Annotated in this window: 16 protein-coding genes; 6 read left to right on the top strand and 10 right to left on the bottom strand. The window is 62.6% G+C overall.

Going from position 1 to position 20,100, the window contains the following annotated elements; translation table 11 throughout:
- Positions 1-56: 56 nt before the first annotated feature.
- From rarD to HX792_RS10690, 3 genes are all read right to left on the bottom strand, one after another.
- Positions 57-938, bottom strand: coding sequence for an EamA family transporter RarD (rarD, locus tag HX792_RS10680; protein WP_176996043.1), 882 nt, complete (start codon positions 936-938; stop codon positions 57-59).
- A 254-nt stretch (positions 939-1,192) separates the two neighbouring features.
- Positions 1,193-2,200, bottom strand: coding sequence for an aldo/keto reductase (locus tag HX792_RS10685; RefSeq protein ID WP_176996044.1), 1,008 nt, complete (start codon positions 2,198-2,200; stop codon positions 1,193-1,195).
- Between the two features lie 81 nt (positions 2,201-2,281).
- On the bottom strand, positions 2,282-3,184 hold the full coding sequence (locus tag HX792_RS10690) for a LysR family transcriptional regulator (protein ID WP_176996045.1): 903 nt from the start codon (positions 3,182-3,184) through the stop codon (positions 2,282-2,284).
- Between the two features lie 101 nt (positions 3,185-3,285).
- Here HX792_RS10690 and HX792_RS10695 point away from each other — a divergent pair, with 101 nt between their 5' ends.
- Complete coding sequence (locus tag HX792_RS10695) at positions 3,286-3,990, top strand: SDR family oxidoreductase (RefSeq protein ID WP_176996046.1); 705 nt, start codon at positions 3,286-3,288, stop codon at positions 3,988-3,990.
- A gap of 116 nt (positions 3,991-4,106) precedes the next feature.
- On the opposite strand, the gene HX792_RS10700 is transcribed toward HX792_RS10695, so the two are convergent.
- Positions 4,107-5,417, bottom strand: a complete 1,311-nt coding sequence (locus HX792_RS10700) for an MFS transporter (RefSeq protein WP_176996047.1) — start codon at positions 5,415-5,417, stop codon at positions 4,107-4,109.
- A 159-nt stretch (positions 5,418-5,576) separates the two neighbouring features.
- Here HX792_RS10700 and HX792_RS10705 point away from each other — a divergent pair, with 159 nt between their 5' ends.
- From HX792_RS10705 to HX792_RS10715, 3 genes are all read left to right on the top strand, one after another.
- The gene (locus tag HX792_RS10705; RefSeq protein WP_176996048.1) at positions 5,577-6,677 is read left to right on the top strand and encodes a sugar diacid recognition domain-containing protein; all 1,101 of its coding nucleotides are present in this window, start codon (positions 5,577-5,579) and stop codon (positions 6,675-6,677) included.
- A gap of 97 nt (positions 6,678-6,774) precedes the next feature.
- The gene (locus HX792_RS10710) at positions 6,775-7,917 is read left to right on the top strand and encodes a glycerate kinase (RefSeq protein WP_176996049.1); all 1,143 of its coding nucleotides are present in this window, start codon (positions 6,775-6,777) and stop codon (positions 7,915-7,917) included.
- A 52-nt stretch (positions 7,918-7,969) separates the two neighbouring features.
- Positions 7,970-8,482 (top strand): GNAT family N-acetyltransferase, encoded by a 513-nt coding sequence (locus tag HX792_RS10715; RefSeq protein ID WP_176996050.1) that lies wholly within the window; start codon positions 7,970-7,972, stop codon positions 8,480-8,482.
- On the opposite strand, the gene HX792_RS10720 is transcribed toward HX792_RS10715, so the two are convergent.
- Entirely contained in the window at positions 8,479-9,171 is a 693-nt protein-coding gene (locus HX792_RS10720) for an aspartate/glutamate racemase family protein (protein WP_176996051.1), read from the bottom strand. The genes HX792_RS10715 and HX792_RS10720 overlap by 4 nt on opposite strands.
- A 208-nt stretch (positions 9,172-9,379) precedes the next feature.
- Between HX792_RS10720 and HX792_RS10725 the strand changes: the two genes are divergently transcribed.
- A complete protein-coding gene (locus tag HX792_RS10725) occupies positions 9,380-9,874 on the top strand; it encodes a hypothetical protein (RefSeq protein ID WP_176996052.1) in 495 nt (164 codons plus the stop codon).
- A 263-nt stretch (positions 9,875-10,137) separates the two neighbouring features.
- Here the strand turns inward: HX792_RS10725 and HX792_RS10730 are convergent, their stop codons facing one another.
- Complete coding sequence (locus HX792_RS10730; RefSeq protein WP_176996053.1) at positions 10,138-12,348, bottom strand: tetratricopeptide repeat protein; 2,211 nt, start codon at positions 12,346-12,348, stop codon at positions 10,138-10,140.
- A 174-nt stretch (positions 12,349-12,522) separates the two neighbouring features.
- On the opposite strand from HX792_RS10730, the gene HX792_RS10735 reads away from it, so the two are divergent.
- On the top strand, positions 12,523-13,194 hold the full coding sequence (locus tag HX792_RS10735; protein WP_176996054.1) for a DUF3313 domain-containing protein: 672 nt from the start codon (positions 12,523-12,525) through the stop codon (positions 13,192-13,194).
- A 3-nt stretch (positions 13,195-13,197) separates the two neighbouring features.
- Here the strand turns inward: HX792_RS10735 and HX792_RS10740 are convergent, their stop codons facing one another.
- From HX792_RS10740 to HX792_RS10755, 4 genes are all read right to left on the bottom strand, one after another.
- Complete coding sequence (locus HX792_RS10740; protein ID WP_176996055.1) at positions 13,198-14,181, bottom strand: DUF3829 domain-containing protein; 984 nt, start codon at positions 14,179-14,181, stop codon at positions 13,198-13,200.
- On the bottom strand, positions 14,178-15,791 hold the full coding sequence (locus HX792_RS10745; protein ID WP_176996056.1) for a J domain-containing protein: 1,614 nt from the start codon (positions 15,789-15,791) through the stop codon (positions 14,178-14,180). Before HX792_RS10745 ends, HX792_RS10740 begins: the two co-directional genes overlap by 4 nt.
- 43 nt (positions 15,792-15,834) lie before the next feature.
- Positions 15,835-18,327 carry a fused MFS/spermidine synthase gene (locus tag HX792_RS10750; protein ID WP_176996057.1) on the bottom strand — a complete coding sequence of 831 codons (2,493 nt, stop codon included), beginning with the start codon at positions 18,325-18,327 and terminating at the stop codon, positions 15,835-15,837.
- A 115-nt stretch (positions 18,328-18,442) separates the two neighbouring features.
- Positions 18,443-20,029, bottom strand: a complete 1,587-nt coding sequence (locus HX792_RS10755; RefSeq protein WP_176996058.1) for an arylsulfatase — start codon at positions 20,027-20,029, stop codon at positions 18,443-18,445.
- Positions 20,030-20,100: the final 71 nt, after the last annotated feature.

The raw sequence follows: 20,100 nt of genomic DNA on the forward strand, positions 1-20,100 counted from the left end.
CCGGTAGAGAATGACCTTTACCGGGCTTTTTGTTTTTAGATACCCAACCTTGGCGATCAAGCCTTGCGCTGTCGCACCAGGTGTTTGAACCCTTCGTACACCAGCACCATCACCGCCAGCCAGATCGGAATATAGGTGAACCATTCGCCGCCTTTGATCCCTTCACCCAGGATCAGCGCGACACCCAGCAACAGGACCGGCTCAACGTAGCTCAACAGGCCGAAAAGGCTGAATGCCAGCAGCCGGCTGGCAATGATATAGCTCACCAGGGCCGAAGCACTGATCAGCCCTAGCATGGGGATCAACGCGTAGAGTTTCGGGTGGGCATCCATCACCGCAAAGCCCTGTTCGCCACTCTGCACGAACCACCAGGCCACCGGCAGCATCAGTGCCATGTCCAGCCAGAGGCCACCCAAGTGGTCGGTCTTGAGGTGTTTGCGCACGATGAAGTAAACCGGGTAACCGATGATCACCACCAGCGTCGCCCAGGAAAAACCACCGGCCTGGTACAGCTCATTGAGCACGCCGAGGGCCGCAAGGACCACGGCGATCTGCTGCAGGTACGAAAGCCTTTCACCCCACACCAGGCGGCCCGTGAGCACCATGGTTAACGGCAGCAGGAAGTATCCCACCGACACATCGAGGCTACGCCCGTTCAGGGGCGCCCACATGAACAGCCACAACTGCACGCCCAACAACGCCGAAGACACCAGCACGCCACCTATCAACACAGGTCGCTGGGCCAGCATCCGCAGCAACTCCCACACCCGCCGCCATTCGCCACTGACGATCATGAACACCGTCATGCACGGCACGGTCAGCAGCATGCGCCAGCCGAAGATTTCCAGGCCACTCAAGGGCGTGAGCAATGATGTGAAGTAATACATCACGGCAAACAACACCGAGGCCAAGACCGATAACACAACACCTTTAGACACACTGTCCTCGCGAAAAACAATTGATTCAGAAGAACGTGGATTATGGTGCTTTTGGCGGGACAGCGGTGCGCTGTTTTGGGGCAGTTTCCAAAATCTTCCCCGCCCGTACTGATCTGTAGTGAGCGGGCTTGCCCCGCGCGGCGGTGCGTCAGTCGCCCCATGCTTACCTGACACACCACCCGCGGTATACCGGACGCCCTATACTCGCCTGACACACCGCCGCGCGGGACGAGCCCGCTCACTACAACGAGGTTTCAGCGTGGCAGACGGCCGCTGACGAAATGGCTGACGTCGTTGAACCCAGGCGTAGACGAATGCCCCGGCGTGACCAGCGAATCGATAAACGCCTCATCCTCCGCCGTGATCTTCACGTCCAACGCGCCGGTGTAGGCGTCCCACTGCGCCTCGGTACGCGGCCCTACAATCGCCGAGCTCACCGACTGATTGTTCAGCACCCACGCAATGGCAAACTCCACAATCCCCACGCCACGGCCCTGGGTGTATTGCTGGATCTGCTGGGCGATGCGCAATGACTCCACGCGCCATTCGGTTTCCAGGATGCGTTTGTCCTGGCGCGCCGCGCGGCTGCCGGCTTCAGGTGTGACATCCGGCGCGTATTTGCCGCTGAGCACGCCACGGGCCAATGGGCTGTAAGGCACCACGCCCAGGCCGTACGCGGCAGCAGCGGTGATCTGTTCGACCTCGGCCTGGCGGTTGACAATGTTGTACAGCGGTTGGCTGATGATCGGCCGATCCACCCCCAGGCGCTCGGCCACCCGCACCACCTCGGCAATACGCCAGCCACGGTAGTTGGACAGGCCCCAATAGCGGATCTTGCCCTGGCGAATCAGGTCGCCAATCGCCGACACCGTGACTTCCAGCGGCGTGTTGTGGTCTTCGCGGTGCAGGTAATAGATGTCCAGGTAATCGGTGTCCAGGCGCGTGAGGCTGGCTTCCAGCGCATTGAAAATGCGCTTGCGGCTCAGGCCGCTGCGGTTAGGCAGACCGTCGGTGGGGCCGATGGCGACTTTGGACGCCAGCACCCAATCCTCACGGTGACGGGCGATGGCCTCGCCGACGATTTCTTCGGAACGTCCACCGGTGTAGACGTCCGCCGTGTCGATAAAATTGATGCCCTGGTCCCAGGCCTTGTCGATGATGCGCAGCGAGTCTTCAGTGTTGGTCTGTTCGCCAAACATCATGGTGCCCAGGGTCAGCGCGCTGACCTTCAGCCCGGACTGGCCCAATGTGCGGTAAATCATGGAAAGCTCCTCGTGGCAGGGAAACGTGCCCCATGCAATACCAGACTCGAGGGCTCTGGAACAAGCCCCGAGGCGCTTTCTTCATTCACTCAGCAAGGCATGGCAGCGCACCTGCAAGAACTGATGCAACACCTTGACCCGTTCCGACACTTGCAGGCGATGAGGGCACATCAGGTTGAACGGCGTGGGTTCGCCTTGCCACTGCGGCAGCAACGGCACCAGGCGCCCGGCCTTGATATCGCGGGCCACATCCAGGTTGGCCTTGTAGGCAATCCCGTGGCCGGCCAGCGCCCAGCGCCGCACGATTTCACCGTCGTCGCTGAGGTAGTCGCCACTCACCTCGACCTCGTGCAACTGTGTGCCCTGGCGAAAATACCAGGTGTTGTTGGCCTGGCCCCGGCGCATGTAACGCAGGGTGCTGTGGTGCGCCAGGTCGGCTGGCGTAAGCGGCGTGCCATGCCGCGCAAGGTAGTCAGGGCTGGCGCAAGGGATGCGATGGTGGCCGGGCACCACCGGCAGCGCCACCAGGCTGGAGTCACGCGGCACGCCAAACCGCAGGGCGATGTCCACGGTGTCGCGGAACAGGTCGGCATTGCTGTCGTTGAGCAGCAATTGCAGGCGAATGTTCGGGTGCTCCCGCTTGAATTCATCTAGCCAGCCCAGCAAAACGTTACGCCCGAAATCCGAGGGCGCCGCCAGTTGCAACAAACCGCTGAGGCTCTGGCCCTGTTGCTTGATCGCCTGTTCTCCCTCGGCCAGCGCTTCAAGCGCTACCCGGGCGCTGTCGAGGTAGCGCCGGCCTTCTTCGGTCAGGCGCATGCTGCGTGTGGAGCGGGCGAGCAAGCGAATACCCAGTCGGGTTTCCAGGCGCTTGAGGGCAATACTTGCGGCCGCAGGCGTCAGGTTGAGGCTGCGCGCCGCGGCCGACAGGCTGCCCGTGTCCGCCGTGCGCACAAAGACTTCAAGGTCCAGGGTTGAGCTCATTTGTAAAAATCCTTTAAAGATCTTGTCGTTTTACCGGGATTTTTCGCCGATTGCCAAGCGGGGAAGATGAACGCTCATTTTCTCGATCAGGACATTTCTCCATGACAGCTTCCCTCAACGGCAAAACCGTCATCGTCATCGGTGGCAGCAGCGGCATTGGTGCAGCCGTGGCCAAGGCCGCATCAGCGCGGGGTGCGCAGGTGGTATTGGCCGGGCGGCGGTTGACCTCCGGTGTCGACAACGGGGTGCGCAGTGAGCCGGTCGACGTCACTGACAGCGCCTCATTGCAACGCCTGTTCGAGGCGGTGGGGCGCTTTGATCACCTGGTCTACACCTCCGGCCCTTCGGTGCGTGCCAAACCCTTGAGCGAAACCGACCTGGACGAAGCCCAGGAGAATTTCAATGTGAAACTCTGGGGTTCGCTGCGAGCGATTCAGTTGGCCCTGCCATTTCTCGATGCCCATGGCAGCATCAGCCTGACCTCCGGCCAATTGGGGCGTAAGTTTGCGCCCGGCCAGTTCATCAAGACCGGCATCAACGCGGCCACCGAAGCGCTAGGCAAACAACTGGCCAAGGAGCTGGCGCCACGTCGCGTCAACGTGATCAGCCCAGGCGTGATTGATACACCGGCGTATGCGGGGTTGGCGGAAGATCAGCGTCAGGCGATGTACGCCAAGGCGGGCGGGGCGTTGCCGGTCGGGCGGGTGGGGCAGGCGGAGGAAGTGGCAGCAGGGTACGTGCTGGCCATGGAGAATGGCTTCATGACCGGTGCCGTGATCGATGTCGACGGCGGCGGCCTGCTGTAAACACCACCCAAGGGTGGATGGCTGTAAACACCACACCTTGTAGGAGCCCGGCTTGCCGGCGATGGCGATCTCACTGCCGCCATCGCCGGCAAGCCGGGCTCCTACATGGGGGGGCGTCAGGCCTTCAGGGTGCGTGTCATGCGCAGCGCCAATACGCTGCCGGCCACGATCACCGCCGCCAGCAGGTACAACGCCACATCCGTGGACCCGGTCGCGTCCTTCACGAACCCCACGATATAGGGGCTGAGGAAACCAGCCATCTGGCCCATGGAGTTGATCAACGCCAAGCCACCGGCCGCTGCGCCGGCACTGAGCATCGCGGTCGGCACCGGCCAGAACATCGGCAGCCCGGTGAGGGCGCCCATGGTGGCGATGGTCAAGCCCAGGATCGCAATCGCCGGGGTGGTAGCGAAATTCACCGCGATCACCAGGCCAATCGCGCCCATCAGCATCGGCACCACCAGGTGCCAACGACGCTCCTTGCGCAAGTCTGCCGAACGGCCCACCAGCAGCATGAACACTGCGGCCAACAGATAAGGAATCGCGCTGAGCCAGCCAATCACCAGGTTATCGCTGAACCCCAGGTTCTTGATGATCGACGGCAGCCAGAAGTTGATCGCGTACACGCCGCTCTGGATGCAGAAGTAGATCAAGCCAAATGCCCAGATCGCCGGGTTCTTGAACACTTCGGCGAGGGAATCGGTGGTGGTTTTCGGCTTGTTGGCCAGGTCAGTCGCCTGGTCGGCTTCCAGCACCGCGCGTTCATGGGGCGTGAGCCACTTGGCGTTGGCGAAGCTGTCGCTGAGCAGGAAGTAGGCGAGGGCGCCCAGGGCCACGGTCGGGATGCCTTGCAGCAGGAACATCCATTGCCAGCCCGCCAAGCCACCTTGGCCTGCAGCGAAATGGTTGAGGATCCAGCCAGAGAACGGGCTGCCGAGCAGGCCCGACACCGGGATCGCCGACATGAACAGCGCCATGATCCGCCCACGGCGGAAGGTCGGGAACCACTGCGAGAGGTACAGCACCACGCCCGGGAAGAAGCCGGCTTCGGCGGCACCGGTAAACAGGCGCAAGGTGTAGAAGTGCGTCGGCGTGGTGACGAACAAGAGGCAGGTGGACAGCGTGCCCCACACGATCATCATCAGCGCGATCCAGCGCCGTGGGCCGAACTTGGTCAGCGCCAGGTTGCTCGGCACGCCGCACAGCACGTAGCCGATGAAGAAGATCCCGGCACCCAGGCCGTACACGGTTTCGCTGAACTTCAACGCATCGAGCATCTGCAGCTTGGCAAATCCAACGTTCACCCGGTCGAGGTAGTTGAACAGGTAGCAGATAAAGATGAAGGGGATCAGGCGCAGGGTAATGCGCTTGTAGATGGCGTTTTTATCGTCATCGGTGGCCAGTGTGGCAGCGGCGCTCTGTGACATGGCAGTCTCTCTTTATTATGATTTTTCGCGATGCGAGGGTAACGTTGATCGCCCGATGAGTCTCGGCCACCTTGCACGGTGCTGTCTTTGTGCTCGCGCACAGTGAAGCATCTTTTGCGCTGTGCCTATGAACAACCCGCTTTCAAGGAATTTAGCCCCATGTTCGAGCTGGATCATGACCTGGCGCAGGATATTGTCGATCGCACCATGGCCATCCTGCCCTACAACGTCAACGTCATGGACAGTCAGGGGCTGATTCTCGGCAGCGGTGAGCCCGAACGCATCAACACCCGCCACGAAGGCGCGCAACTGGTGCTGGCCAACGGCCGCGTGGTGGAAATAGACGGTCAGACCGCCAAGCACCTCAAGGGCGTGCAACCGGGCATCAACCTGCCGCTGCTGCATGACGGACGCCTGATCGGCGTGCTTGGCATCACCGGTGAGCCCGAACTGCTGCGCACCTACGCCGAGCTGGTGCGCATGACCGCCGAAATGCTGGTGAGCCATCGTCATCAACAGGCCGAGCAACAGTGGCGGCGCCAGCGTTGCGATGACCTGCTGGCGTTGCTGCTGGCCGAAACCGGCGACTCGCCGCGCCTGGTGGATGAAGCGCAGCAACTGGGCCTCAAGCCACAATTGGCGCGCACACCGTACTTGTTTGAGCTGGGCGCGGGCCAGTCGGCGGAAGCCCTGAGCACCTGGCTGACCTCACGGTATCCGGACAGCTGGTGCGTCAGCTCTGCGCAATTTTCCCTGCTGTGGTGCCGGCCGGCGGCGGTGCAGGTGGACAACCCACGGCTACTGGAAAAGCTCCAAGGGCTGGGCTGGAATATCCTCCGCGTGGCGGTGGGTGGCCAGGCCGACGGGCTGGCAGGTTTGCGTCGTTGCTATCGCCGCGTCGGTGACTTGCTGGCCTATGGTCGTGATGTGTTGCCGCATTCACGCCTGCTGACGCTCAACCGTTTTCGCTTGCCGGTGATGCTATGGCGCCATCGCAACGACGATGCCCTGGACGAGTTGCTCAACCCACTGCGCAAGGTGCTGGCCAAGGACAGCAACGGCCAACTGCTCGCCACGTTACGCAGTTGGTGCGAGCACGACGGCCAGAGCCAGGCTTGCGCTGACGCCCTGGGCATCCATCGCAACAGCCTGCGTTACCGCATGGAGCGCATTGCCGAACTCAGTGGCGTAGACCCGCTGACCCTGGACGGCATGCTCGCCCTGTACCTCGGCGTGCAACTGCTGCCCCAGGCTTTGTAGAAATGAACAACAAAGCTGACCGGCACTTGTGCATCGGACCGGCGTCATTCCCCCAGGCAACTGGCAGCATGGGCGCTATAAAAACCGGAGAAAGCCCATGAAAATCATCATCGCCCCCGACTCGTTCAAGGACAGCCTGAGTGCCGAAGGCGTCGCCCAGGCCATTGCCCAAGGGTTGACCGAGGTCTGGCCGGACGCTGAACTGGTCCAATGCCCAATGGCGGACGGTGGTGAAGGCACGGTTGAATCGGTACTCGCCGCATGTAACGGCGAACTGCGTAGCCAACGCGTCACCGGCCCCTTGGGCGGTTCAGTTGAAGCCCGCTGGGGCTGGTTGGCCGACAGCCACACCGCAATCATCGAGATGGCCGAAGCCAGCGGCTTGCAATTGGTCCCGCCGGGGCAGCGCGATGCCTGTTCCAGCAGCACCTACGGCACCGGCGAACTGATCCGCGCGGCCCTCGACCTTGGCGCCGAGCGCATCATCCTGGCGATTGGCGGCAGTGCGACCAACGATGGTGGAGCGGGGGCCCTGCAAGCGCTTGGCGTGCAACTGTTCGATGCACAGGATCAGCCGTTGCCCCCGGGTGGGCTGGCCTTGGCTCACCTGGCGCGGATCAGCCTTGAAGATCTCGACCCACGCCTGGCCCAGGTCCGTTTTGAAATCGCTGCCGACGTGAACAACCCCCTGTGCGGCCCCCATGGCGCTTCCGCTATTTTCGGCCCGCAGAAAGGCGCTAGCCCTGAACAGGTCAAGCAACTCGACGCCGCCCTCGGCCACTTCGCCGACCATTGCGCCAAGGTCCTGCCCAAGGATGTGCGCGAAGAACCCGGCAGTGGTGCTGCCGGAGGCCTTGGTTTTGCGGCCAAAGCATTCCTCGCGGCGCAGTTCCGTGCCGGTGTCGAGGTGGTTGCCGAACTGGTCGGCCTGGACGCCGCCGTATGCGGCGCCGACCTGGTCATCACCGGCGAAGGTCGCTTCGACGCCCAGACCCTGCGCGGTAAAACCCCGTTTGGCGTAGCGCGTATTGCCAGGCAGCACGGCGTGCCCGTGATCGTGATCGCCGGCACTTTGGGTGATGGGTATGAGCAGATGTACGCCCACGGCGTGGATGCAGCTTTTGCCTTGCCGTCTGGGCCGATGAGCCTGGAGCAGGCGTGCAGCGAAGCACCGCGCCTGCTGCGTGAGCGCGCGGCAGATATTGCGCGGGTGTGGCGAGTGGCAGCGTTGCGCTCCTGATAGCGGCGCTCCTACACTGGCCCGCCACTTGTCTTTCAAAGGATGAAACACAATGCACACACCTGAGCCCCACATCGTCATCCAGCGTTTCACCGAGGCCCATCTTGAAGGCGTCGCCGTGCTCTATAACGACCCGGCCGTGTGCCGTCAGGTGCTGCAGATGCCTTTCCAGGCCGTGGAGATGTGGCGCAAACGGTTGGTCATGGACAACGAGCGGCGGCTACAGCTGGTGGCCGTGCATGGCGGCGAAGTGATCGGCCAGTTGGGCCTGGAGCAGTACCTGCGGGTGCGCCAGAGCCATGTCGGTTCGTTCGGCATGGGCGTGGCGACGGCCTGGCAGGGCAAGGGCGTGGGTTCGCGCTTGCTGGCGGCCGCGCTGGACGTGGCCGACAACTGGATGAATCTGCACCGTGTGGAATTGACGGTGTTTGCCGACAACGAGGCCGCGCAAAGCCTGTACCGCAAGTTCGGCTTTGAAGTCGAAGGCCGGCTGCGCGACTACGCGGTGCGCGATGGCAAGTATGTCGACACCGTGAGCATGGCGCGCCTGCGCCGGCCGGTTTAATCCCCCAGAGCAAACGCCACCGCAGCCTGTGCATGCAGCTCGGTGGTGTCCAGCAGCGGCAGGTCGCTGTGTTCCGGCTTGATCAGCAAGCCGATTTCGGTGCACCCCAGGATGATCGCCTGGGCGCCACGTGCGGCGAGGGACTCGATCACGCGTTGATAGACCTGGCGCGACGCGTCACTGATCACGCCCACACACAATTCCTCGTAGATGATCCGGTGTACCGCCTGGCGTTCGTCCGCCTCGGGCACCAGCACGGTCAGGCCCTGGGCGGCCAGGCGGGATTTAAGAAAGTCCTGCTCCATGGTGAACGCCGTGCCCAGCAAACCAACCGTCAGCGTGCCCGCTTCGACGGCCGCCGCACCCGCCGCATCGGCAATGTGCAGAAACGGAATCGACACCGCTGCCTCGATACGCGGCGCCACCAAATGCATGGTGTTGGTGCACAGCACCACACAGTCGGCGCCCCCCGCTTGCAGGCGCCGGGCGGCGTCTTCGAGGATCAGCGCGGTGTCGTCCCAGCGGCCAGCGTGCTGCGCCTGTTCCACCGGGCCGAAGTCCACGCTGTACATCAACAGCTGCGCCGAACGCAGCGGCCCCAGTTGGTCGCGTACGCGCTGATTGATGATGCGGTAATACTCGGCGCTGGACTCCCAGCTCATGCCGCCGATAAGGCCGATGGTGCGCATGCGATGCTCCTGACAAGGAATGTCGCTTCACCTTACCCATTGGCTGCGGATTAGTCATACGCAGTTGCCGAGCAAATGACCGGAGCAGTTCCTTCGTCCAGGCGCCCTCTGTTCGGTGTTGTGCACTTGCACAGTGTTAACCGCACGCAGCACCCGCGTATCTGCCATGATCGACACTCGCAACCTGGCTCACCGGAGGACATTCGCAATGGACGACGTACAGCAACTGGGCGAGATGCTTCGTCATTACGCCGAGAGCGAAGCGCACAAGAAGCAGCAATTGGAGGTGCAGTCGGCCCGTTGGGCGCAAAAGCTCAGTGAGTTGTTCGGGCAGATCGAGTACTGGCTGGCGCCGGTCAAGACGGTGGGCTTGCTCGAGGTGCAGCGTGAGGCCTACGTGGCCAGCGGCCCGAGCATGCCGGTGGAGGTTTCGACCTTCAAGACCGAGAAGCTGAACGTACAGATCACCGGAAAAACCGTGGAGTTCGTGCCGGATGTGATGGGCGCGGGAGGGTTGATTACGGTGGCGGTGATCGGTCTCACCGCCGCGCGCCACGGCAGCGTCTCGCTGGTACTGCCAGCCGATAAAAATGATTGGCTCTGGAAGAAAACCAACGGCCTCAAAGACCCGGACACCTTCGCCTTCGACGCCAACTTCCTCGCCGCCCAGCTCCAGAGCCTGATCCCGCGGGAACGTATTTAAGGCAACGGTTGCCATCGCCGGCAAGCCAGCTCCCACAGGTGACCGAGTACACCCGCTGACCTGTCCTCACTGTAGGAGCCGGCTTGCCGGCGATAGCGATCCATCAGCCAGCAGAGTTGCAGCTGAGCCACCGCCATCGCTGGCAAGCCAGCTCCTACAGTGGATCTTCGTCATTACGCAGCCCCCTGTGGGAGCAAGCTGTCGAGCTTTAGCGAGGCTGCGAAGACGGAGGTATTGGCGTTAAAGAGTGTTCAGACAAGCGCTTATTTCAGTGCCGGGTCGCCTGGGTTGAGGTTTTTCCAGGCTTGCATCACGACCTGGGCCTTGGGCTCCTGGCCGTTTTCCAGGTAGTACTGGATCAGTGACAGTCGTGCGTTACGGCTGTACGGCTGGCGCTGCAACAGCGACTCCAATTGTTGGCAGGCCTCATCAACCTTTCCACTGTCATGCAACGCCACCGCCAGTACGTAGGCGTACTGGGCGTTCGCCGGGTCGAGGCGAGCAGCGTTGCGCAGGTGCGGCATCGCTTGGGCAGTGTCTCCTGCGCGGATCAACATCAACCCCTGAGTGTGTTGCAGCAGCGGTGCCTCAGGGTGCAGGACCAACTGATCGCCGATCAACGTGTGCGCCTCGTCCGCACGGCCATTGGCCTCCAGCCACTGAATCAGCGTTACCAATGCCGGGAAAAAGTCCGGATCACGCAGCAGGGCCGTGCGCAGTTGCGCCTCGACCTTGTCGCCACGGCCGCTGGCCTGGTAGAGCATCGCCAGATTGAGGTTCGCTTCGGCACGCTCCAGCAGGCTCAATTGCACCTGTTCGTATTCGGCGATGGCGCTATCCCACGCCGACCCCAAGCCCTGGCTGGAGGCACTCAATAAATCCCGCGCAGCAATGATGCGCACGGCGCGCACCGGGTCCTTGAGCAATGGCGTATACAGCGCAACCCGCTCTGGCGGCGGCAGCAACGCACTCACCGCACGCACGGCACTTTCGCGCACTTGCGGGGCAGGGTGGCCCAGGTCCCGGGTGGCCAGCTTGAGCGCCTGCTCGCTGGGATAGTTGGGCAACTCCACCAGCAACGTCGCCCGTTGGATGGCCGGCAGGTTGCTGCGTGCCAATTGGTCATACAGCGCTTGTGCGGCCCCCGGTTGGCCGCCGCGAATCAACAGCATGTTCTCGGCATACGTAGGCGCCTTCAACACGTCCCGTGCGCCGGCGGGGATGCTGAAACTATGGTCATGGCGCAAGTCATTGCCCATGTACACCTTGCCCGGCATATGGCAGTCGACACAGAACGAACCCGGCTGGCCCACCGGTTTGCCGGTGTGTTCGGGAGCATCGTAATTTTTGGCCTGCAGCCCACGCCCGTCCACCGTAGTAAACGGGGTTTTGCCGGCGCTGTTGTGACACTGCAAGCACACCGCATTGCCCGGTGCCTTGAGTGCGTTGCTGTGGGGGTTATGGCAGTTGCTGCAGCGCACGCCCTTTTCAGCCATTTTGCTTTGGGCGAAGGAGCCGTGTTCGAACACTTCGTCCTTGATCTTGCCGTCCAGAGCGTACAGTTCGCGGGTCAGCACGCTGGGCAGGTAGTCATCCATCAAGCGCTTGCCGACGGTAAACCCATCGCCCAGCGGCGCGCGCCGGGCGTGGCAGCGCGCGCAGGTTTCCAGCTCGACGGTGGCGTCCTTGTCCTTGAGGTCCACGGCAAACCCGGCGTGCAGCAGGTCGCCTTTTTTAGCCGCCCATTGCAGGTGGTTGGAGGCCGGGCCATGGCAGGCCTGGCAGCCCACACCGAGGCTGTTCCATTGGCTGTCGAAGCTGTTTTTCAGCGGATCAAAGTTGCGCTTGTAGCCGGTGGTGTGGCATTCGACGCACATGAAATTGGCGTTCTGGTTGGGCTTGCTCCAATGCAGCGGGTTCTTGAAGGTCACGCCCTGGCCGGGATAGAGATGAAACCAGCGATTTTTTTGCGTATCCCAGGCCACGCCCAGCGCCTGCAAGCGACCATCGCCCACGTCGATCAGGTATTGCTGCAAGGGCGCAATGCCAAAGGTGTAGACCACCTTGAAATCAGCAGGCTTGCCGTCGCCGCCAGGCGTATTGACCCAGAACGCATCGCCCCGGCGAAAGAACCGCGTGGTTTCACCCTCGCCGGTAAACGAGGCGTCATTGAAGTCGGCCGGCACCGTCTGTGGCGTGGCCTGCTGCATCGCCAACTGATGGTGGGAGCCTTGCCAATCCTTGACCTGAGCCTGGTGACAGCCCTGGCATTGCTGTTCATCCACCATCGTCGCCGGTGCGATGGCCACCGGTTTCACCGCCACCACGGGCGCGGGCAGCCGAGGCGCGCTCGCCTGCAGGTAAAACCAGATCCCGGCCATGGCCAACAGCAACAACACAATCAGAATGGGGTACAGGTAACGACGGGGTGATTCACGGTGGGGCGCGGCTTTTCTTGTTTTGGGCGCTGGCATTCCGACTTCCGTTGTCTTGATGCAGGGACGCTCTACGGCGTGCTTTAAGCTCCGTGCAGCTTTGACGCTGGGGGCGGGTCTGTCAAACGCCGGGCAGGAAATAACGGCTATTTCCCCAGAGTTGGCTATACCTACAGCTCAGTGTTTCAGTGATGACTGCCAGGGAGTTCAATGATGAAACTAAGGCTAATGATCAGCACGCTGTGCCTCGCTTCAATTGGAATGACAGGCTGCGCCAGCAAAGTCACACAACCGGACGAGTACTCCGGCTTTCTCTCGGACTACAGCCAACTCAAGCAAGCCAAGTCGCCTTCGGGCGCGGATGTGATGCGCTGGGTGGACCCCAAGCTGGACCTGAGCCGCTACACCGCGGTGTATGTCGAGCCGACCCAGTTCTACCCCAAGCCCCAGGCCACCGCGAAGATCCCTGAGAGCACCCTTAACGGTATCAACACCTACTACAACCAGGCGCTCAAGCGTGAGCTGGAAAAATCCCTGCCGCTGGCCAATGCGCCGGGCCCGGGTGTGATCGTCGTGCGGGCGGCAATCACCGCCGTGAGCAGCAAGACCGAAGCCCTTGCGCCCTATGAGTACATCCCCGTGGCGCTGGTCGTCGCGGCCGCGAGTACCGCCACCGGCCACCGCGACCAGGAAACCACCCTGGGCACCGAGGCGCAGTTCCTCGACGGCGCCAGCGGCAAGGTGATCGCCCAAGTGGTGCGCAAAGGCACCGGCAAACCGCTGTCCAACGACGCGCAGGTGATGAAGGCCGACGATGTGAAGGGCGTTATCGATGGCTGGGCGTCAGACCTGCATCAGTCCTATGTGAAACTGAAAAAACACTAAGCCTCAAAACGCGTTGCGTGCCGGCCGGTTGTAATAGCTGAGCAGGGCGTCGTAGCGGCGGGTGACGAGGTAATAGTCGTCACTCAGTTGCTGCGGCGCGGCATGGTGCAGCCAGTCCTGGTGCAACGTGCCCAGCGCGGCCAGGTAGGCATCGGCGGCCGGGGTGATCGTGTACCAGAGGTGGCGCGCCTCCTCATCCAGGTGCTCGTTGGGGTGGATGCGCAGGTAGGCTTTGCCAGCGTCGGCAGCCTGTTGCAAGGCCGCTGCCTGGCTGGCGACGGCCTGGGGTGTCAGGCGTGTGTCGTGCATCCCTTGCTCAAGCGTGTTCACAGCTTGGCGCGCGACGATCATGTAATTCAGCACATGCCAGTGCAGGTCGCGGCCGAAGCGTGACTCCAGCAGCGCCAATTGCGCCGGGCGTACGCTCAGGTCTTGCTCTTCCAGCTGTTGACGCAGTTGGGTGGAGACCCTCAGGTAGTCGTCGCCTTCTTGCACCAGCTCCTGCTTCAACGATTCTGTGACGGGCAGCACCACGGCTTGCCGGCCGCTCAGCGAGAGCCGTTCGGCCTGGGTCGGCGTGACCCGGTCGGCCACGGACGTGAACCTGTGCAGCCTGTAGGCATACACCGAGGCCAGGCCGACCAATTGGCTCCCGGGCTGTTGGCGCTCCAACTTCAGGGTGTACAGCTGGGAGCAGACAGCCGCCTGGATAACGCGCGGTTCAGGCTCGCTGCTGTCGCCAAACTGATCGTGGTCCGGCGCTTCGGGCTCGGTTGAACGCATGCGGTAATAGGCCAGGCGCGTGTCGCGGTCGATGCGGTTCGCGCAATCGATGATCGGCGCCAGGGCGCTCGCTGCTGCGGTGTGGGGGCTGTCCCGTTGATCCAGCCAGAACTGAATCCGCTGCAGGGGTTTGGTGGCGCCGGCCAGGCCGAGCAAGGCCAGGCCCAGGATCAGGCCGATGGGTAACAACCATTTGGGGTTCATTGTGCGGCCTCCTGGCCGTACCACTGTTTCTGGGTGGCGGGCGCCTGACACTCGGCATCGCTGCGCGGCATGCGGCTGCACAGACGCTCGGTCCACTGTTGCAGGCCCTGGTTGCGCACGACCCGGTGGCCGTTGTCGAGCAACACCAAGCCCGCGTAGAGCGCAATCACACCGACGACGCCGAGGGCCGCACCCAACAGGGTCCAGCGCGGGTGGCTTGCGGTCCAGGGCGTGTGACGGCTCATGCTGGGGCGCTTGATCCCGCCGATCAGTGCCAAGGCCGCGATCAGCGTCACGCTGGCCAGCGGGCCGAAGATGTAGCCGAGGGTTGCCACCAGGACCAACCCGGGCACCAGATCACGTACCGGCAGCAGCGGCAGGTGGGTAGGGCTGAGCCAGCCGGGCAGGCGCTGACTAAAAGCTTCGTCCTGCACACGGTAGTGATGGGCGAGGGGGCGCCAGCCTTGCCAGGCCAGCCCGGCGCCGACCACGAAGGCCAGCGACCACAAGAGCCCGTGGCCCAGCGTCGGCACCACATTGCCGGCCAGGAACTCGGCTTTCTCCAGCACGCCCACCAGGCAGCTCACGACCAGCGCGACGACCCAGGGCCAGGTGTCCATGGCCTTGTCCCAGTCTTGCCAGAAATACACGGTGCCGCCGGGCATGGCTTCAGCGACGACCACGTGGTCGGCATAGATGTCCGCGCTGAGGCTTTGGCAGGCCTTCCAGTCGTCTTCGTTCAAGCGCTGGGCGAAGGCACGGCGCTGGCCCAGGCTCATCGGCGCCAGCAGTAAACGTGCCGCGCGTTGCTGAGGGCTGTAGGGCGGTTCAGCGGCCAATGCCCGCTGGCGTGCGAGGAAGGCTGGCCCTTGCTGGCGCTTCAACAGCAGCGTCCAATCGCTGGCAGGGCAGTTGTGGTCGGCGCCGCCGTGCCAGCCTTGGCCGGCACACACGGCATCGAACACGGCACTGGACCAGAAATGGCTCTGGGCAAGCAGCTTGGCCAGCCATTCGTTGAACCACTCGCCGTGGGGATGATTGTGCACCCACGGGTGCTCGTCACGCGCTGCATAAGCGGCAAGAAACGCCGCCTCATCTTTCTGCTCAAGCGCCAGGCGCAACGGTTGCTGTAAAGCGGCGCGGTGTTGGCGTTCTAGCGTGTCGATCAGCTCGACCGGCAGCTCCAGCCGTTGCCAGGCCGTGAGCCAGTTGAAAGCCTGGAACGCCCAGCGGGCGTCTTCGGCGCTGAGTTCGCCGTCAACGCAGCGATGCAACAGGTGGATTTCGAAAAACAACGCCGTGCCGTTGGCCATTGCCGCTTGATAGCGTTGTTCCAGGGTTTCCTCCACGTGTTCGGTGACGACCTCAACGGCTTCACCCACGTGCTCGATGACCACCTCAGCGGTTTCCCCCACATGCTCGATGACCACCTCAACAGTTTCCCGCTGCTCCTGACTCCACCGCAGAGCCTGCTCGTAGGCTTCGCGCAGGCGCTGGAACCCCTCGGGATCATCGTCCGGCCGGGTTTTCTTCAGCAGCGCAGCGTATTGGCGCTTGATCGCGCGGCTGTCGGCGTCAGGCGTGAGGCCCAGGATATTCCAGCAGGTCATGTGCGGCGCAACTCCCTAAACAATCGCGCGCACATTACCTGTTTTAGGGGCTGATAAACCAGCGGTAGTAGGGGTTGGCACTGTCTTGTTGCAGCACGTCACGAATATCCCGGCCCCAGGCGTCGCGGTCACCGTCGTAGGCATGCAGGCTGGCGCGGTAGAACTGCATCAAGCGTTGTTGTTCAGCGGCCAGGGTGCGGGCAAAAGACGCCTCTGCGTTGATCAGCGGCGCCGGTACACGCAGGTCCAGCAGGGCCGGCAATACCCGGGTGATTTCCTTGCTGCGCACCCATGGGGCGTATTCGATGCGCGGCCTGTCGTCGGTGACCGGCAGCGCATCTGCGGCAAACCGCTCCAGGCCCTGGCGGTCAGTGACCCAGGTGGCGAGCAGCGTGGCCGCCGAATCGATGCCGACCTCAGCCAACGCCGAACGCACCTGGGGCTGTTCAAAGCGCTGGCGAATACGCTCGGCGTCCAGCGCCATAGGCTCCAGGGAGCCCACTAGCAACATCTCGTGGAACTCGCTGGTCCATAGCGAGGCGTGGGGGAATACATTGAGGAAACTGCGTACCAACGCGCGGGAGTCATCGATGTTTTGCGTGGGCAGCGGCAGCCACTGAGCCAGCAGCCCATGTTTTTCCAGCCGTGTTGCAGCCAACGCATAGAAGTCCTGGGAATACAGGTTGACCACCCCTGCAGCAGACGGCGGCGGTGGTTCCAGGGTGATCAGGTCATAGCGCTGGGCATTGCGCAGCAGTTCCTGGCGGCCATCGCGCAGGCGCAGGTCGATGGCCGGGTCCTGGGCAGCATTGAAGTTGCCCTTGAACAGCGACGCAGCCTGCACCACCGACGGCAGCAACTCAGCCACCACCCGATGCTCCAGCCCCGGGTAACGCAACAGCGCACCCGCTGTGATCCCGGTGCCAAAGCCAATCACCAGCGCCGACTTGGGCTCGGCATTGTGGATCAGCAATGGCAGCAACGCCTGGACGCGCATGTAGCGCAACGACGGCATCGCATCACCGGTATTGGAAACACCCTGGATATACAGACGCTGAAAAGCCCGCGCCCCTTGACCCTGGGTGACCACGGCCACCGTCGCGCCGCGACCTTCCTGGTAAAACGCCAAGCTGGCGTTGCGTGCGCCGGGCAACAGCTTGGCCAGGCGGTCCACCGGGGTTAGCCCGGCAACCGCCAGCGACACCAGGCCCACCACGATCACCGCCTGGCGCCGCGATTTTTTCACCCCATGGCTGCGACGTACCGCCAGATAACCCACGGCGCCGGCAATCACTGCCAGCAGGCCGAGGGTGCGCACCAGGCCCAACCAGGGAATCAGCACAAACCCGCAAAGCATTACCCCGACGATCCCGCCCAAGGTGTTGAACGCCACTACCGCGCCGACATCACGACCGACATGGCGATTACCCACGCTCAAGCGCAACGCCAACGGAAATGCCGCCCCCAGCAGCAAGGTCGGAACAAACACAATGCACAGTGCCGCCACGGCGAACCGTGCACTCATGCCCGGCAATTCGCTGCCGCCCAGGCTCAGCACCAAGGCTTCAGCCTGGGTTTGCAGCAGAATCAGCCAGCGCCCCAGCACCGCAATTTCCAACAGCGCCACCAACCCCGCGCCCGCAATCAGCAGGCCAAACACACCCCAGGGATCGCGAATGCGCTCAACCCGCTGTGACATCAATTGGCTGCCGATAAACAAGCCGGTCAGATAGGTGGCCAGCACCACGGCGAACGCGTAGGTGCGCGTGCTCATGAACTGCACGATGGACTGTGACCACACCACTTCATAACCGAGGGCGACACCCCCCGCGATGGCATACAGCACCAGCGCCAGGCGGGCCGGTTGAACGCTGCGCGCAGGGGCGACAACGACGGGAGCGTGATGACGCACAGACAACAACGCGCTGGCCGCTGCGACCAGGTTCAGCATCGCCGCCACCAGCGCACTGCCACGCACGCCAAACTGCGCGATCAACACAAACGCCGTGAGCAGGGTGCCGGCAATTGCCCCTGCGGTGTTGGCCGCGTACAAACGGCCACCGGCCTGGCTCAGGCCCTTGGCATTGATATCCAGTGCACGCACCAGTACCGGCAGCGTGCCTCCCATCAACAGCGCAGGCAGGCCCACCAACGCAAAAGGCAGCGCCCAGGCCGCAAGGCCGATGCGTTGTTCCAACCAGGCAAACGGCTCGGCCGCCATACCCAGCGCCACGGTGGCGCCCACGCCGAACGCGGCGACCAATAATTCCAGGGCGGCATACAACAGCAGCGGCCGCGAAAAGCGGTCTGCCAGCCGTCCAAACAACACACCACCCAGGGCCAGCCCGGCAAAAAACGCGCTGATGCCCGTGGTGATCGCATACACCTCCACGCCCACCACCAGCGACAGTTGCTTGATCCACAGCACCTGATAGACCAGCGCCGCGCCACCTGAGACAAACAGGAGCAGGGCAGGGATCAGGGTCGAGGTGGCATTGCCGATTTCAACAGGCTTGCTGGCGGTGCGAGAAGTCATTACAAAATTCCAGAACGTACAAAGAACCCCTGTAGGAGCCGGCTTGCCGGCGATAGCGGTGTGTCAGGGTAAATCGCTATCGCCGGCAAGCCGGCTCCTACACAGGGTGTTTGAATCAGGACGCCGGGACGGCCTTCATCTTCTCTTCAATCTTCTTGTCCACCGCCCCACGGATCTGGTCGATGCTGAAGCTCGCCGGTTTCTGGCTGGGTGGGTACTCGATAAAGGTCTGGAGGAACTTCGCGGATTTGGTCACGGCGACCGCCACGAGGTAGACGTTTTTGGTACTCCAGTCGTAATACTGGTCAGAGACCACGTCCGCCCGTTCATAAGGGTCCATGCGCAGGTTGAAGATCTTCGGCACCCGCAGGCACACGAAGGGCTCGCTCCACACGGCAAAACCACCCGGAGCACGCTGCTCGCAGTACACGGCTTTCCAATTGCCGAAGCGCGCCGACACCAGCACACCGTCATCGTTGAAGTAGTAAAACTCGTCACGAGCGCCCTTAGGTTGCTGGCCTGTCAGGTAGGGCAACTGGTTGAAGCCATCCAGGTGCACCTTGAAGCTCTGCCCGCCGGATGTCGGGGCCCAGCCCTTGAGCAGCTTGTCCTTGACGTCGGCGTCACCCGCTGCCGCCAACAGGGTCGGGAACCAGTCCATGCCCGAGAACATTTCGTTGGAGACCTCGGCCGGCTTGATCTTGCCCGGCCAGCGGATCATCGCCGGCACGCGATAGGCGCCTTCCCAGTTGGAGTTCTTCTCGTTACGGAACGGTGTCGTCGCCGCGTCCGGCCAGGAGAACTGGTTCGGCCCGTTATCGGTGGTGTAGACCACGATGGTGTTGTCGGCGATTTTCAGGTCGTCGAGGGTCTGCAGCAGTTTGCCCACATCGCCGTCGTGTTCCAGCATGCCGTCGGCGTACTCGTTGCCGGGCATGCCGCTCTGGCCCTTCATCGAGTCACGTACATGGGTGAACAGGTGCATGCGCGTGGTATTCATCCACACGAAGAACGGTTTGTTGGCCTCGGCTTGTTTCTTGATGAACGCCTGGGCTGCCGCGGTGGTTTCGTCGTCGATGGTCTCCATGCGCTTGGTGGTCAAGGCGCCGGTGTCCTCGATCTTGCCGTCCGCGAAGCTATGAATGACGCCACGGGGTGAGTTGGCCTTGACGAACTCGGGGTCGTCCTTGGGCCAGTAGGGGCGTTCGGGTTCCTCTTCGGCATTGAGGTGATAGAGGTTGCCGAAGAACTCGTCGAAACCGTGATTGGTCGGCAGGTATTCGTCTTTATCACCCAGGTGATTCTTGCCGAACTGCCCGGTGGCATAACCCAGAGACTTCAGCGCCTGGGCAATGGTGATGTCGCGCTTTTGCAGACCGACCGAGGCCCCTGGCGCACCGACCTTCGACAGGCCCGTGCGCAACGGCGTCTGGCCGGTGATGAAGGACGAACGCCCAGCCGTGCAGCTGTTCTCCGCGTAGTAGTCGGTGAACATCATGCCTTCTTTGGCGATCCGGTCGATATTGGGCGTCTTGTAGCCCACCACGCCCATGGAATAGGCGCTGATGTTGGTTTGCCCGATGTCATCGCCGAATATCACCAGGATATTCGGCTTCTCGGCGGCCAGGGCGGATGCCGAGGCGCCTATTACCGACACCGCCACCAGGGCGAGTTTCGGCAGCCACTTACGTATGCGAGTCATAAGACTTGCTCCTTTTAGGGCTTGAGTCGCATTGCCTGCGACCAACGTTTTTGTACAGTCCGTCGTGACGT

This window comes from Pseudomonas sp. B6002, assembly GCF_013385985.1.
Lineage (GTDB): Bacteria > Pseudomonadota > Gammaproteobacteria > Pseudomonadales > Pseudomonadaceae > Aquipseudomonas.

Coding starts and splice junctions, on each gene's coding strand:
- HX792_RS10685 (WP_176996044.1), bottom strand. CDS start 2,200: ATGATTTACCGCACATTGGGCCAGTCCGGGCTGAAGGTCAGCGCGCTG.
- HX792_RS10690 (WP_176996045.1), bottom strand. CDS start 3,184: ATGAGCTCAACCCTGGACCTTGAAGTCTTTGTGCGCACGGCGGACACG.
- HX792_RS10695 (WP_176996046.1), top strand. CDS start 3,286: ATGACAGCTTCCCTCAACGGCAAAACCGTCATCGTCATCGGTGGCAGC.
- HX792_RS10700 (WP_176996047.1), bottom strand. CDS start 5,417: ATGTCACAGAGCGCCGCTGCCACACTGGCCACCGATGACGATAAAAAC.
- HX792_RS10705 (WP_176996048.1), top strand. CDS start 5,577: ATGTTCGAGCTGGATCATGACCTGGCGCAGGATATTGTCGATCGCACC.
- HX792_RS10710 (WP_176996049.1), top strand. CDS start 6,775: ATGAAAATCATCATCGCCCCCGACTCGTTCAAGGACAGCCTGAGTGCC.
- HX792_RS10715 (WP_176996050.1), top strand. CDS start 7,970: ATGCACACACCTGAGCCCCACATCGTCATCCAGCGTTTCACCGAGGCC.
- HX792_RS10720 (WP_176996051.1), bottom strand. CDS start 9,171: ATGCGCACCATCGGCCTTATCGGCGGCATGAGCTGGGAGTCCAGCGCC.
- HX792_RS10725 (WP_176996052.1), top strand. CDS start 9,380: ATGGACGACGTACAGCAACTGGGCGAGATGCTTCGTCATTACGCCGAG.
- HX792_RS10730 (WP_176996053.1), bottom strand. CDS start 12,348: ATGCCAGCGCCCAAAACAAGAAAAGCCGCGCCCCACCGTGAATCACCC.
- HX792_RS10735 (WP_176996054.1), top strand. CDS start 12,523: ATGAAACTAAGGCTAATGATCAGCACGCTGTGCCTCGCTTCAATTGGA.
- HX792_RS10740 (WP_176996055.1), bottom strand. CDS start 14,181: ATGAACCCCAAATGGTTGTTACCCATCGGCCTGATCCTGGGCCTGGCC.
- HX792_RS10745 (WP_176996056.1), bottom strand. CDS start 15,791: ATGACCTGCTGGAATATCCTGGGCCTCACGCCTGACGCCGACAGCCGC.
- HX792_RS10750 (WP_176996057.1), bottom strand. CDS start 18,327: ATGACTTCTCGCACCGCCAGCAAGCCTGTTGAAATCGGCAATGCCACC.
- HX792_RS10755 (WP_176996058.1), bottom strand. CDS start 20,029: ATGACTCGCATACGTAAGTGGCTGCCGAAACTCGCCCTGGTGGCGGTG.